Origin of the sequence: Streptomyces sp. NBC_00236, assembly GCF_036195045.1 — a bacterium.
Classification (GTDB): Bacteria; Actinomycetota; Actinomycetes; order Streptomycetales; family Streptomycetaceae; genus Streptomyces.
In genome coordinates this window covers 7817215-7831502 of sequence record NZ_CP108100.1, presented here as the reverse complement: position 1 = coordinate 7831502, position 14288 = coordinate 7817215, and the positions used below count along the sequence as shown (strand labels likewise).

General features: G+C 70.0%; 11 protein-coding genes. 4 read left to right on the top strand and 7 right to left on the bottom strand.

Annotated features, from left to right (window positions below):
* Window positions 1–55 precede the first annotated feature (55 nt).
* The gene (locus OG446_RS34895) at window positions 56–1312 is read right to left on the bottom strand and encodes an extracellular solute-binding protein (RefSeq protein WP_328897787.1); all 1257 of its coding nucleotides are present in this window, start codon (window positions 1310–1312) and stop codon (window positions 56–58) included.
* Window positions 1313–1514: 202 nt separating this feature from the next.
* Between OG446_RS34895 and OG446_RS34890 the strand changes: the two genes are divergently transcribed.
* Window positions 1515–1730 (top strand): dodecin, encoded by a 216-nt coding sequence (locus tag OG446_RS34890; protein ID WP_219570073.1) that lies wholly within the window; start codon window positions 1515–1517, stop codon window positions 1728–1730.
* 15 nt (window positions 1731–1745) lie between these two features.
* Here OG446_RS34890 and OG446_RS34885 read toward each other — a convergent pair whose 3' ends face one another.
* Window positions 1746–2234: a phosphatase domain-containing protein gene (locus OG446_RS34885; RefSeq protein ID WP_328897786.1), complete on the bottom strand. Its 489-nt coding sequence runs from the start codon at window positions 2232–2234 to the stop codon at window positions 1746–1748.
* 119 nt (window positions 2235–2353) lie between these two features.
* On the opposite strand from OG446_RS34885, the gene OG446_RS34880 reads away from it, so the two are divergent.
* The gene (locus OG446_RS34880; protein WP_328897785.1) at window positions 2354–4780 is read left to right on the top strand and encodes an excinuclease ABC subunit UvrA; all 2427 of its coding nucleotides are present in this window, start codon (window positions 2354–2356) and stop codon (window positions 4778–4780) included.
* A gap of 164 nt (window positions 4781–4944) precedes the next feature.
* A complete protein-coding gene (locus OG446_RS34875; protein ID WP_328897784.1) occupies window positions 4945–6711 on the top strand; it encodes a glycosyl hydrolase family 18 protein in 1767 nt (588 codons plus the stop codon).
* Window positions 6712–6784: 73 nt separating this feature from the next.
* Here the strand turns inward: OG446_RS34875 and OG446_RS34870 are convergent, their stop codons facing one another.
* Genes OG446_RS34870 through OG446_RS34860 form a run of 3 tightly spaced genes read right to left on the bottom strand, consistent with a single transcriptional unit; the run spans window position 6785 to window position 10186 of the window.
* Entirely contained in the window at window positions 6785–7531 is a 747-nt protein-coding gene (locus OG446_RS34870) for a succinate dehydrogenase/fumarate reductase iron-sulfur subunit (protein ID WP_328897783.1), read from the bottom strand.
* Window positions 7528–9477 carry a fumarate reductase/succinate dehydrogenase flavoprotein subunit gene (locus tag OG446_RS34865; RefSeq protein WP_328897782.1) on the bottom strand — a complete coding sequence of 650 codons (1950 nt, stop codon included), beginning with the start codon at window positions 9475–9477 and terminating at the stop codon, window positions 7528–7530. Before OG446_RS34865 ends, OG446_RS34870 begins: the two co-directional genes overlap by 4 nt.
* Window position 9478: 1 nt before the next feature.
* Complete coding sequence (locus OG446_RS34860; protein WP_328897781.1) at window positions 9479–10186, bottom strand: succinate dehydrogenase; 708 nt, start codon at window positions 10184–10186, stop codon at window positions 9479–9481.
* Window positions 10187–10281: 95 nt separating this feature from the next.
* Here OG446_RS34860 and OG446_RS34855 point away from each other — a divergent pair, with 95 nt between their 5' ends.
* Window positions 10282–11199, top strand: coding sequence for a LysR family transcriptional regulator (locus OG446_RS34855; protein WP_328897780.1), 918 nt, complete (start codon window positions 10282–10284; stop codon window positions 11197–11199).
* A 32-nt stretch (window positions 11200–11231) separates the two neighbouring features.
* Here the strand turns inward: OG446_RS34855 and OG446_RS34850 are convergent, their stop codons facing one another.
* Window positions 11232–13406 (bottom strand): putative bifunctional diguanylate cyclase/phosphodiesterase, encoded by a 2175-nt coding sequence (locus OG446_RS34850; protein ID WP_328897779.1) that lies wholly within the window; start codon window positions 13404–13406, stop codon window positions 11232–11234.
* On the bottom strand, window positions 13403–14221 hold the full coding sequence (locus OG446_RS34845; RefSeq protein WP_328897778.1) for an SAM-dependent methyltransferase: 819 nt from the start codon (window positions 14219–14221) through the stop codon (window positions 13403–13405). Before OG446_RS34845 ends, OG446_RS34850 begins: the two co-directional genes overlap by 4 nt.
* Window positions 14222–14288: the final 67 nt, after the last annotated feature.

Sequence of the window (14288 nt, the reverse complement as noted above, 5' to 3'; positions counted from 1 at the left end):
CGGGTCCCACCCTCCCCCGCGAGGCCGGGCGACGGCTGCCGGGTCAGCTGCCGGGTCAGCTGCCGGCGAGCAGCGCGGTGATCTTCTCGGACGCGGTCTTCGCCTCGGTCGCCGGGTCCTTGCCCTGGAGGACCGCCGTCATGTACGGCTTGATCGGGTTGGCGGCCTCGACGGCGGCCCACTGCGGCGAGTTGGGGGTCGCGTGGCCCCGCGCGGCGCCTTCGGCCATCGCGGCGGTGCTCTCCTCGCCCTCGATGACGTGGGCCAGGGACGTCTTGTTGGGCACGTAGCTCATGGCCTTGGCGAGCTCCTCCTGCCATTTCGCGCCGGCCAGTGCCTTGATGACCTCGAATCCCGCGCTCCGCTGGTCCGCCTTCTGCGGAATGATCAGGTCGGAGCCGCCGGTGAAGACGGAACCCGGTGCCTTCGCGGTCTTGCCGGGTATCGGGAAGTAGCCCAGCTTTCCCTTGAGTTCCGGGTTCGCCTTCTCGATCAGGGTCGCGGTGCTGGGGGTGGAGATGATCTGCGCGACATCACCCTTGGCGAACACATCGCTCTGCGGGGGCTTTTCCTCGTCCGCGTTCTTGGGACCGTTGCCCAGGGCCTGGAGTTCGGAATAGAAATCCATCCCCCTCAGCGCCGCCGGAGTGCCCAGCCGCCCCTGCCAGTCCCCACCCTTGTCGTCGGCGAGTTCGCCGCCCTCGTCCCAGATGAATCCAGCGAGCACGTACCAGTTCTGGCCCGGCAGGTACATGCCCTGATTGCCGTTCCGGTTCAGCTTTTCGGTGTCCTCGATCCACTGTTCACGCGTCTTCGGCGGGCTTTTGATTCCCGCCTCCTCGAACAGGTCCTTGTTGTAGATCACCACCCGGTTGGCCGCGTACCACGGGATTCCGTACTGGACGCCGCGGATGCTGCCCGGCTGGGCCAGGCCGGGGAGCCAGTCCTCGCTGCCCAGGTCACGCATGGACTCCAGGGTGAGGTCGCGGAGATTGCCGCTCTCCGCGTACTGGGCGACCTGGGTGTTGCCGACCTCGATGACGTCCGGGGTGTCCTTGCCGCCCAGCGCTTCGAGAACCTTCGGCCCGATTCCGCTCCAGCTCTGAATCTTGAACTCCAGTTCGACCGAGGAGTGCTCGTCCTCGTACGAGGCCTTGAAGCGGTCCAGGAAGTCGCCGGTGACACTGTCCTTCATCAGCCAGATCGTGACCTTCTTGTCGCCCGAACCGCCCGAGCCCGGGATCATTCCGCACCCGCCCAGCGCGGCAGTGGAAATCAGGGCAATGGCTCCGACGAGCATGCGGTTCTTCACGGGGGTCACCTTCTGCGAAACGGCAGGACAGACTTGCGGACCCGGTGTGGGGGACTGCGGGCTGCGCTCGCACGGGCGTGGCTGGATTTTGGTATGGACCAATCCTTTGGTCAAGGGCGGTTCCGGACAGACCGGCACTCAGCGATCTCTCGCGAACCTCACCGAGGTGGGGCACCTTGGTAAGGGCGAGAGGAGACACACCATGTCAAACCACACATATCGCGTCACCGAGATCGTAGGAACCTCCCATGACGGCGTGGACGCGGCAATCCGCAACGGCGTCGCAAGAGCTTCCGAAACGTTGCACAATCTCGACTGGTTCGAGATCACCCAGGTGCGCGGACAGATCAAGGATGGCCGAATCGAGCACTACCAGGTCGGCCTGAAAGTGGGCTTCCGGCTCGACGACCCGGAGTGACGGCTCCGGCCCCGGTCAGGTGCGCCCCTCGCGCTCCTGCGCGTCCTTCAGGGCAGGCGAGGCGATCGCCCAGCGGGCGCGTACCACCGTGAATCCGGCCAGTTCGGCGGCGTCGCAGACCAGCTCGTCGTCGTCCACCAGCATCCGCACGACGCGGCCCCGGCCGAGTCGTCGCAGGGTCTCCAGTTTGGTCCTGCGAGCCGGCCGCCGGTCGTCGTTGCGCCGCATGTGGAGCGGCCCCTCCGGCAGCCCCTGCCGGGCCAGCCAGGCCACGGTGTCCTTCCGGCAGCGCTCCGGCCGCCCGGTGAGGTAGACGACCTCGCACTCCCCGGCGCTGCGCACGGCGAGCCGTACGCCTTCGGGCAGCGGCGGATCGGCGGGGGCAGCCGCGAAGAATCCGGCCCAGTCGCGCCGGGGGCCCTCCAGGAAGTGCTGGCGGTGGGCGGTGTCCGCGAGGGTGCCGTCCAGGTCGAACACGGCCAGCGGCCTGTCGTCGTCTCTCATGTGCCCAGCAAACCAAGGGACGGCGCCGTTCCACCACACGGCGCGGCAGGGGCCCGGCGCCTAGAATCGAACCGTTTGCCCCGGTCAGCCTGCCCGAACCCCGTACGGAGCCCCACCCCATGCCCACCCCCCACGATCCGTACGTCAGGGTCCGCGGCGCACGCGAGCACAATCTGCAGGACGTCCGGGTCGACATCCCGCGCGACACGCTCACCGTGTTCACGGGCGTCTCCGGGTCCGGGAAGTCCTCACTGGCCTTCGGGACCATCTACGCGGAGGCTCAGCGCCGCTACTTCGAGTCCGTCGCGCCCTACGCCCGGCGGCTCATCCACCAGGTGGGCGCACCGAAGGTCGGCGAGATCACCGGGCTGCCGCCGGCCGTCTCGCTGGAGCAGCGCCGGTCCGCGCCGGGGACGCGGTCGTCCGTCGGTACGGTGACGACCCTGTCCAACTCCCTGCGGATGCTGTTCTCGCGGGCCGGGGAGTATCCGCCGGGGGCGGAACGCCTCGACTCGGACGCCTTCTCGCCGAACACCGCCGCCGGCGCCTGCCCCGAATGCCACGGTCTCGGGCGGATCCACCGCACGACCGAGGAGCTCCTCGTCCCCGACCCGGGGCTGTCGATCAGGGCCGGGGCGATCGCGGCCTGGCCGGGCGCGTGGCAGGGCAAGAACCTGCGCGATGTGCTGGACGCACTGGGCTACGACATCGACCGGCCCTGGCGCGAACTCGATCCGGCCGACCGTGAGTGGATCCTGTTCACCGACGAACAGCCGGTGGTCACCGTGCATCCCGTGCGCGACGCCGACCGCATCCAACGCCCGTACCAGGGCACGTACATGAGCGCGCGGCGCTATGTGATGCACACGTTCGCCGACTCCCGGAGCCGCACGCTGCGAGCCAAGGCCGAACGTTTCCTGACGAGTGCGCCCTGCCCGGTCTGCGGCGGCAGCCGGCTGCGGCCGGAGGCCCTGGCGGTGACGTTCGCGGGCCGTACGATCGCGGAACTGGCGGGCCTCCCGCTCACGGCGCTGGCCGAGGTGCTGTCGGCGGCGGGCGGGGACGACACCGCCCGGGTACTGACGGGGGATCTGCTGGCCCGGATCGGAACGGTCACCGAACTGGGGCTGGGCTATCTCAGCCTCGACCGTACGGCTCCGACGCTCTCGTCCGGCGAGCTGCAGCGGCTGCGGCTGGCCACCCAGCTGCGGTCGGGGCTCTTCGGGGTCGTCTACGTCCTGGACGAGCCGTCGGCCGGACTGCATCCGGCGGACACGGAGTCGCTGCTCGCGGTGCTCGGCCGGCTCAAGGAGGCCGGGAACACGGTCTTCGTCGTGGAGCATCAGATGGATGTGGTCCGGCAGGCGGACTGGCTCGTGGACGTGGGGCCGCTGGCCGGTGAGCACGGCGGCCGGGTCCTGCACAGCGGGCCGCCGGCCGCTCTGGCCGACGTGGCGGAGTCGGCGACGCGGCGCTTCCTCTTCGACGAAGCCCCCGCTCCCGTACGCGAGGTGCGCACGCCCTCGGGGTGGCTGCGGCTGCACGGGGTGGACCGGCACAACGTGCGTGGTGTGGACGCCGCATTCCCGCTCGGGGTGTTCACGGCCGTCACCGGGGTCTCGGGCTCGGGGAAGTCGACGCTGGTGGGGCAGGTGCTGGCGGGTGCGCTGGCGGACCGGCAGGCCGTGGACGACGCCTCGGAGGAGCAGATGGAGCGGCACGCGTCCGGCTGCGCCTCGGCGGAGGGGCTGGCCGCGGTGGACCGTCTGGTCCAGGTCGACCAGCGGCCCATCGGCCGTACCCCCCGTTCCAACCTGGCGACGTACACGGGACTCTTCGACGTCGTGCGCAAGCTGTTCGCAGCGACCGATGTGGCGCGAGAGCGGGGCTACCGGGCCGGCCGGTTCTCCTTCAACGTGGCGGGCGGGCGGTGCGAGACCTGCCAGGGCGAGGGGTTCGTCTCGGTGGAACTGCTCTTCCTGCCCAGTACGTACGCGCCCTGCCCGGACTGCCACGGCGCGCGGTACAACCCGGAGACGCTCGCGGTCACCCTGCGGGGGCTGAACATCGCTCAGGTGCTGGACCTCACGGTGGAGTCGGCGGCCGGCTTCTTCGCGGACACGCCCGGCGCCGGGCGCAGTCTGCGGACGCTGCTCGATGTGGGGCTCGGTTATCTGCGCCTCGGACAGCCGGCTACGGAGCTGTCCGGCGGCGAGGCTCAGCGGATCAAGCTGGCTGCCGAACTGCAGCGCGCCCGGCGTGGCCACACCCTGTATCTGCTCGACGAGCCGACGACGGGGCTGCACCCGGCCGATGTCGAGGTACTGATGCGGCAGTTGCACGGGCTGGTCGACGCGGGCAGCACCGTCGTGGTGGTGGAGCACGACATGGCCGTCGTGGCGGGATCCGACTGGGTGATCGACCTCGGCCCGGGCGGCGGCGACCGGGGCGGCCGGATCGTGGCGGCCGGACCGCCGGTGGAGGTGGCCCGGGCCGAGGACAGCCGCACGGCCGCGTACCTCCGAGCCGCGCTCCCCCGGGACTGACCGCACCACACCGCCCAACTTCCTTGTGCGCCGAGCGAGTTAAGCGGCAGGGCAGCGGCTGGACATGAAACAGTAAAGAACGTTGACAGTTATCTGGTCCAGACCAATCATGGGCATGCCTCACGGCAATCCGCCCGTTGTCCCACCCCGCTGGGAGCTGCCCCATGAGACGTCCAAGAACAGTCGGCGCCGTCCTCGGCGCCTTGGCCACCGTCGTCGCGTCCGCAGGCCTGGTCCTCGGATCAGGCGCCGGCGCCCAGGCTGCCGCAACCGCCGCCACTCCCCTGCCCGCGCACGTCTTCGCCCCGTACTTCGAGGCGTGGAACGGCGACAGCCCGGCCGCGCTCTCCCAGGCGTCCGGCGCGAAGTACCTGACCATGGCCTTCATCCAGACGGAGGCCCGCGGTTCCTGCACCCCCTACTGGAACGGCGACTCGGGTACGCCCATCGCCCAGTCCGAGTTCGGCGCCGACTTCACCACCATCCGGTCGCGCGGCGGTGATGTGATCCCGTCGTTCGGCGGCTACGCGGCCGACAACGGCGGAACCGAGATCGCCGACAGCTGTACGAGCGTCGACTCCATCGCGGCGGCGTACGAGAAGGTCATCACGACCTACGACGTGTCCCGCCTCGACATGGACATCGAGGACAACGCGCTGGAGAACAGCGCGGGGATCGACCGCCGCAACAAGGCGATCAAGAAGGTCCAGGACTGGGCGGCCGCCAACGGCCGCTCGGTGCAGATCTCGTACACCCTGCCCACCACCACCAGCGGGCTGGCCGACAGCGGTCTCGCGGTGCTGGAGAACGCGGTGTCCAACGGGGCGAAGGTCGACGTCGTGAACCTCATGACGTTCGACTACTACGACGGTGCCGCGCACAACATGGCGCAGGACACCCAGACGGCGATCACCGGCCTCAAGGGCCAGCTCGCCGATCTGTACCCGTCGAAGACCGACGCCCAGCTCTGGGGCATGACCGGCATCATCGAGATGCCGGGCATCGACGACTACGGTCCCGCCGAGACGTTCACCACGGCCGACGCCACCCAGGTCTACGACTGGGCCGTCTCCAAGGGCGTCAGCACGCTGTCGTTCTGGGCGCTCCAGCGCGACAACGGCGGCTGCCCCGGCACCGGCGGCAGCGACACCTGCTCCGGCATCGCGCAGGACACCTGGTACTTCAGCCACACGTTCGCCCCCTTCACGAGCGGCGGCAGCGGCCCGGTGACGGACGACTACTCGGTGGCCGTCACCCCCGCATCGGCGACGGTCGCACCGGGCGGTTCGGCGACGGCCACCGTGAAGACGGCGGTCACCTCGGGCAGCGCGAAGACCGTCGCGCTGACGACGAGCGGCGCACCGGCCGGAGTGGCTGCGTCCCTCAGCCCGGCGTCGGTCACCGCGGGAGGCACGTCGACGCTGACGGTCAGCGCCTCGGCGTCGGCCGCACCCGGCACGTACACCATCAACGTGACGGGCGCTTCGGGCACGCTGAGCCACTCGGCCCCGTACACCCTGACCGTCTCCGGTCCCGGCGGTGGCACCGGATCGCTGGTCAACGGTGACTTCGAGACCGGCTCGCTCGGTCCCTGGACCTGTGAGTCCGGCGGCGCGGTCGTCTCCACCCCGGTGCACGGCGGCACGCACGCGCTCGCCGCTGCGGCCACCTCCTCGCAGACCGGCGAGTGCACCCAGACGCTCACGCTGTCGCCCCACACGAAGTACACGCTTCAAGGATGGGTGCAGGGAAGTTACGGCTACCTCGGTGTCCGGGGCGGCGCGTCGGCGAGCACCTGGGGTTCGTCGAGCGGCTACGCCAAGCAGTCGGTGGCCTTCACCACCGGCGCGAGCGGCACGGTGACCGTCTATCTGCACGGCTGGTACGGGCAGGGCACGGTCCACGCGGACGATCTCTCCGTTACCTCCTGACCCCGCCGGAGACATACGGACTTCCAGGTCCCGGAGGCGGGCGGCCTCCGGGACCTGGAACCGGCACCAGCGCTCAGCGCCGGACCTTGCGGGTCGCCCGCAGCCACTCCTTGTTCATCGCGGAGATCGACGGCAGCGGGATGCCCTTCGGGCAGGCCGTGGCGCACTCACCGGTGAGCGTGCAGCCTCCGAAGCCCTCGCTGTCCATCTGGCCGACCATGTCCAGGACCCGGGTCTCGCGCTCCGGGGCGCCCTGCGGCAGGACGTTGAGATGGTTGACCTTCGCCGAGGTGAAGAGCATGGCCGAGCCGTTGGGGCAGGCGGCGACGCAGGCGCCGCAGCCGATGCACTCGGCGTGCTCGAAGGCGAAGTCCGCGTCCGGCTTGGGCACCGGTGTCGCATGCGCGTCGGGCGCCGTACCGGTCGGGGCGGAGATGTAGCCGCCGGCCTGGATGATCCGGTCGAACGCCGAACGGTCCACGACCAGGTCCTTGACGACCGGGAAGGCCGAGGCGCGCCAGGGCTCGATGTCGATCGTGTCGCCGTCCGCGAAGGACCGCATGTGGAGCTGACACGTGGTGGTGCGTTCCGGGCCGTGGGCGTCGCCGTTGATGACGAGGCTGCACGCGCCGCAGATGCCCTCGCGGCAGTCGTGGTCGAAGGCGACGGGGTCGTCGCCTTCGAGGATGAGCTCCTCGTTGAGGGTGTCGAGCATCTCCAGGAACGACATGTCCTGCGAGATTCCGTCCACCTCGTAGGTGGACATGGCGCCGGGGGCGTCGGCGTTCTTCTGGCGCCAGACGCGCAGGGTGAGCTTCATGCGTAGCTCCGCTGAGTGGGGTGGACGTACTCGAAGACGAGGTCTTCCTTGTGCAGGACGGGGGCTTCGCCGGTGGCGGCGAACTCCCATGCCGCCGCGTACGAGAACTCCTCGTCCCGGCGGGCGGCTTCGCCGTCCGCGGTCTGCGACTCCTCGCGGAAGTGGCCTCCGCAGGACTCCGCACGGTGCAGCGCGTCGAGGCACATGAGCTCGGCGAGCTCCAGGTAGTCGACGATGCGGTTGGCCTTCTCCAGCGACTGGTTGAACTCGTCGCCCGTGCCGGGGACCTTGATGCGGCGCCAGAACTCCTCGCGGATCTGCGGGATCCGGTCGAGGGCCTTGCGCAGGCCCTGGGCGGTGCGGGCCATTCCGCAGTACTCCCACATGAGTTCACCGATCTCCCGGTGGAAGGAGTCGGGGGTGCGGTCGCCGTCGACGGCCAGGAGCAGGTTGAGCCGGTCCTCGGTCTCGGCGACCACCTCCTCCACGGCGGGGTGGGAGGCGTCGACCTCGTCGTGGTGCGGGTTGCGGGCCAGGTAGTCGTTGATGGTCGACGGCAGGACGAAGTAGCCGTCGGCGAGGCCCTGCATCAGCGCGGAGGCGCCGAGCCGGTTGGCGCCGTGGTCGGAGAAGTTGGCCTCGCCGATCGCGAACAGGCCCGGAACGGTGGTCTGGAGGTCGTAGTCGACCCAGAGCCCGCCCATCGTGTAGTGCACGGCCGGGTAGATCCGCATCGGGGTCTCGTACGGGTTCTCCGCGGTGATCTGCGCGTACATGTCGAAGAGGTTGCCGTACTTCTCCTCGACCTTGGCGCGCCCCATCCGCTCGATGGCCTCGGCGAAGTCCAGGTAGACGCCCTGGCCGCCGGGGCCGACGCCGCGGCCCTCGTCGCAGACGTTCTTCGCGGCGCGGGAAGCGATGTCGCGGGGCACGAGGTTGCCGAAGGCGGGGTAGATGCGCTCCAGGTAGTAGTCGCGTTCGTCCTCGGGGATCTGGTTCGCGGGGCGGTCGTCGCCCTTGGCCTTCGGCACCCAGATGCGGCCGTCGTTGCGGAGCGACTCGCTCATCAGCGTCAGCTTGGACTGGTGCTCGCCCGTGCGCGGGATGCAGGTGGGGTGGATCTGGGTGAAGCAGGGGTTGGCGAAGTACGCGCCGCGCCGGTGGGCGCGCCAGATGGCGGTGGCGTTGGAGTTCATCGCGTTGGTCGACAGGTAGAAGACGTTGCCGTAGCCGCCGCTGGCCAGCACGACCGCGTCGGCGAAGTACGTGTCGATCTTCCCCGTGACCAGGTCGCGGGCGACGATGCCGCGGGCCTTGCCGTCGACGATGACCAGGTCGAGCATCTCGGTACGGGGGTGCAGCTCGACGTTGCCCGCGGCGATCTGCCGGGAGAGCGCCTGGTAGGCGCCGAGGAGCAGTTGCTGTCCGGTCTGGCCACGGGCGTAGAAGGTGCGGGAGACCTGGACGCCGCCGAAGGAGCGGTTGTCGAGGAGGCCGCCGTACTCACGGGCGAAGGGGACGCCCTGGGCCACGCACTGGTCGATGATCTCCACGGAGATCTGGGCCAGGCGGTGGACGTTGGACTCGCGGGCGCGGAAGTCGCCGCCCTTGACGGTGTCGTAGAAGAGCCGGTGGACCGAGTCGCCGTCGTTGCGGTAGTTCTTCGCCGCGTTGATGCCGCCCTGGGCAGCGACCGAGTGCGCCCTGCGGGGCGAGTCCTGGAAGCAGAACTGGACGACGTGGTAGCCCTGTTCGGCGAGCGTGGCACCGGCCGAACCGCCGGCGAGGCCGGTGCCGACGACGATGACGGTGTGCTTGCGGCGGTTGGCGGGGTTGACCAGCTTCGCCTCGAAGCGGCGGGTGTCCCAGCGCTCGGCGACGGGGCCGGCGGGCGCCTTGGTGTCGGTGACCGGTGCGCCGGTCGCGTAGTCCGTGTAGTCGTTCATGTCAGCTCACCACTCCGGTCATGACGGCGACGGGTACGGAGACGAAGCCCACCGTCAGTACCAGCGCGAGGACGTTGCCGAGGGCCTTCAGGGCGCGGTCGCGGCTCGCGCGGCCGGCGCCGAGGGTCTGCGCCGCGCTCCAGAACCCGTGCTGGACGTGCAGCCCCACGGCCACCATGGCGACGATGTAGATGACGTTGCCGTACCAGGTGGAGAAGGTGTCGATGACGTTCTGGTACGGGTGCCCGGACTGGAATCCGCCCGAGTGCACGGTCCCGGTCGTCAGGTCCAGGATGTGCCAGACGATGAACAGCGCCATGATGATGCCGCCGTAGCGCATCGTGTTCGTGGCATAGCTCGCGCGCGGCTTCTTGTGCACGTACTTGCTGGGACGCGCCCGCAGGTCGCGCCGGCTGAGCTGGTACGCGGACACCGCGTGCAGGACCACCGCGGCGACCAGGACGACACGGACGATCCACAGCGCCCACTCGTGGTGCAGGACCGGCTCGCCCATCACGCGCAGCCAGTGCGCGTAGCCGTTGAACTCGTCGGAACCGAAGAAGATCTTCAGGTTGCCGACCATGTGGACGACCAAGTAGAGGAGCATGATCAGACCGCTCACGGCCATGATCGTCTTCTTGCCGACGGATGAGTCCCAGAGCGTGCGCGTCATGGACGGCCGTCGGTCCGTCCGTGTTGCCAATGCCATGAACACGACGCTAGGGCCGAAGGGCCCGATCAGTCCAAGACATGGAGTAGCTGATATCCATAGGCGCACCCTATTGACCGCGGTAGGCTGGGTGTATGCAGTTCCAGCAGCTCCTGTACTTCGTGGCGGTCGCCGAGGCCCGGCACTTCACCCGCGCCGCGGAGGAGGTGCACGTCTCGCAGCCCTCGCTCTCCCAGCAGATCAGGGCCCTCGAGACCGAGCTGGGCGCCGAACTGTTCAGCCGGGCCCGGGGGAACATCACGCTGACGGACGCGGGCGAGGCCCTGCTGCCGCTCGCCCGGCGCATCCTGGCCGACGCCGACACCGCACGGCACGAGGTCCAGGAGCTGGCCCAGCTGCGCCGTGGCCGGGTCAGACTGGGCGCGACGCCCAGCGTCTGCACGGGGCTGCTGCCCGATGTACTGCGCCGCTTCCACGACCTGCACCCCGGGATCCAGCTGCTGCTGGAGGAGGGCGGTTCGCACGACCTGGTACGTGAACTGGCGCGCGGCGCACTCGACCTGGCCCTCGTGGTGCTGCCGCTGCCCGCGGCCTCACCGGCACTGACCACCGTCGAACTGCTCCAGGAGGACCTGGTGGTGGTCTCCTCGGCGGACGGTCCGCGGCCCGGCCGGGGCGGCACGGTCCGGATCGCGGACCTTCAGGGCGAACCGCTGGTGATGTTCCGGCACGGCTACGACCTGCGGGAGCTGACGGTGGCCGCCTGCCGCGCCGAGGGCTTCGAGCCGTCGTTCACGGTGGAGGGTGGCGAGATGGATGCCGTGCTCGGCTTCGTCCGGGCCGGCCTGGGCGTGGCGGTGGTCCCGAGCATGGTCGCCGTCCGGGCCGGCCACGACCTGCGGACGACACCCCTCGCGCGGCCGGGACTGCGCCGCACGATCGCGCTGGCGCACCGCAGCGACGTGGCTCCGCCGCGGGCGGCGCGTGAGCTGCAGCGGGTGCTCCTCGCCAGCCGGGCGGAAGCCGTCCCCTCAGGGCCGTCCGGCGCTTGACGACGGACTCGGGGGCACGGCGTCCGCCGGACTCACACCGCGTCGGCCAGCAGCAGGGAGTGGATCCGGTCCGGTGCGCCGGGGCGCGCGTAGTACCAGCCCTGGGCGGTGTCGCAGCCCAGCTGCCGCAGCTGATCCGCCTGCGCCCTCGTCTCCACGCCCTCCACCGTCACGGCCAGGTCGAGGCTGTGCGCGAGCGACACGATCCCCTCGACGATCTTCAGGTCGACGGGGTCGGCCGGATGGTGCTGCATCCCCTGGGTGAAGGACCGGTCCAGTTTCAGCACGCTCACCGGCAGCCGCCGCAGGTTCGCCAGGTTGGAGTACCCGGTGCCGAAGTCGTCGAGCGCTATGTCGACGCCCATTTCCGCCAGTTGCCGCAGCGGCTTCAGCAGGTCCTCGTCCGCCCCGATGAGGGCCGACTCGGTGACCTCCAGGCACAGCGCTCCCGTTTCGAGCCCGGAACGCTCCAGGACGTCGACGGTCTCCGCGACCAGCCCCGGGTGGTGCAGCTGGGCCGGTGAGAGGTTGACGTTGATCCGCAGCGGACCGCCGTCGGTGTGCCGCTCCTGCCAGAAGTTGGCCTGCCGCACCGACTCCTCCAGCACCCAGCGGCCGAGCGGCACGATCAGCCCGGTGTGCTCCGCGAGTGCGATGAACCGGTCGGGCCCCAGCACCCCGTGCTGCGGGTGGCACCAGCGCACCAGAGCCTCCGCGCCGTGCACCGAACCGTCGTCCAGGTGCACCAGCGGCTGGTACTCGATGAAGAACTCGCCGCGCTCCAGTGCGGCCGGCAGCGCCGTGGTCAGGCCGTGCCGGGTGATCGCGCGGGCGTCCGCCTCCGCGTCGGCGAGCTCGAAGCGGTTGCCGCCCGCGGACTTGGCCCGGTACATCGTGATGTCGGCGCTGCGCAGCACCTCCGCGGCGCTCCGCTCGCCGGCGGGCCCCTCGACGACCCCGATGGACCCGCGGACGGTCAGCTCGCGCCCGTCGAGGCGTACCGGCGCGGCAAGTACGCCGAGGAGCCGGCACGCGAGCTCGTCGACCTCCGCCGCGGTGTCCGGTCCGGTGGTCAGGGCCACGAACTCGTCGCCGCCGAGCCGCGCCACCATCTCCCCGGGTGCGGTCGCGCAGCTCTGCAGCCGGTCCGCGACCTCGACCAGCAGCCGGTCGCCCGAAGCGTGGCCCAGGCTGTCGTTGATCGCCTTGAAGCCGTCCAGGTCCAGGTAGCAGAGGCCGAACCGGCTCCCGTCGCCCGCCGAGAGCGCCTTCTCCAGCCGTTCCAGGAAGAGCGTCCGGTTCGGCAGACTGGTGAGCGCGTCGTGCGTGGCCTCGTACCGCAGCCGCAGATTGAGCAGCCGGCGCTCGGTGGTGTCCTCCATCAGGGCCAGCTGGTACTCGGGCCGGCCCTCGGAGTCACGGAGCAGCGACACCGTGAGATTGGTCCACAGGACGGTGCCGTCGTTGCGGTAGTACGGCTTCTCGACCCGGTAGTGCTCGCGTTCACCACGGACCAGCTCGTTGTAGTACTTCCAGACCTGCGGGGTGTCCTCCGGATGGACCCACTCGTTGAGCCGGTGGCTCAGGACGTGGTTCTCGAGGCCGCCGAACATCCGGGTGAGGGTGTCGTTGATCTCCAGCAGGTTGCCGTCCAGATCGGCGATACCGATGCCGATGGCCGCGTCCTTGAAGACGGCCCTGAAGCGCGCCTCCGTCGCGTGCAGCGCCTGTTCGGCGTGGGAGCGTGCGGCGAGCGCCGAGCGGGCGATGGCCTCCTGCTCGGCGAGGGTCCGCTCGCGCAGTGCCTGGGAGAAGCCGCCGGCGACCGCGTGCTGGATCCGCGCGCTGCGGGACCGGCTGTCCTCGGTCGAGAGCGCGACCGGTCCGTTGCTGCCGCAGTAGAGCACCAGGTAAGAGTCGACGACGCCGAGCGTGGAGCTGAGCGCGTCCGGATCCGTGCAGTGCGCCGCGACGAGGGCCGTGCCCACCGCGGTTGCGGGTGCCGGGTCGAACGGGCGGGCGTGCAGCGTGTCGCTGAGCGAGCGGGCCAGCGGGAGCAGATGCTGCTCGAACTCCGGCCGGGTCATGGAGGTGGCCGTCGACGGGAAGATCGCCCGGCTCCAGATCGTGGCGAATCTCCGGAGCCGGTCCTCGGGGCCGTCGGGCTCCGCGTCCGGGGCTCCGGACGCCTGGGCGGGAATGCTCACGCCTTGCGTCCCACTCCGGCGAAGCCCGCGAAGGCGTACGGGTCCTCGTTCTCCTGCGCACCGGCTGCCTCGGGACGCCAGAGCGGCATCGGCACCAGTCCGGGCTCGACCATCTCGTAGCCGTCGAAGAACCGGCCGACCTGATCGCGGGAGCGCATGACCAGCGGGTTGCGGATGTCCTCGTACACCCCCACCGCACCGCCGGCTTCCTCCCTCGTCACGGGAACCCCCTCGTACGAGGCGTGGGTGACGACCAGCAGGCTTCCCGGGGCGAGGATGTCGCGCAGCGCGGCGACGGCCGTGTGCGGGTCGTCGGCGTCCTCGATGAAGTGGAGCACGGCGACGAGCAGCAGCGCCACGGGGCGGTCCAGGTCGAGAAGTTTGGAGACCTCGGGGTGGTCGCGGATCTCCTCCGGCCGACGCAGGTCGGCCGCGGCGATCACCGCGCGGTCGTTGCCTTCGAGTACGGCCTGACTGTGTGCAACAGCGACGGGATCATGATCGACGTAGGCCACTTTCGCCTGCGGGTCGAGCGCCTGAGCGACCTCGTGCACGTTGCCGAAGGTCGGTATCCCGGAGCCGATGTCCAGGAACTGCGTGACGCCCTCGTCCAGCGCGAAGCGTACGGCCCGCCGCATAAAGGCGCGGTTCGCCTGCATGATCTTGGGAAGTCCCGGCATGAACTCCATGGCCTTGCGGGCCGCTTCCCGGTCCACCTCGAAATTGTGCGAGCCGCCCAGATAGAAGTCGTACATTCGGGACACGCTCGGCACCGAAATGTCAATGCCTCGCGGTGCCCAGGCGGGACGCTCCATCGATGTCTCCAACAGTCGCCTCGGGGATCCGGCCATGTTCATGGTCAGTATTGACCAGAGGCTACTG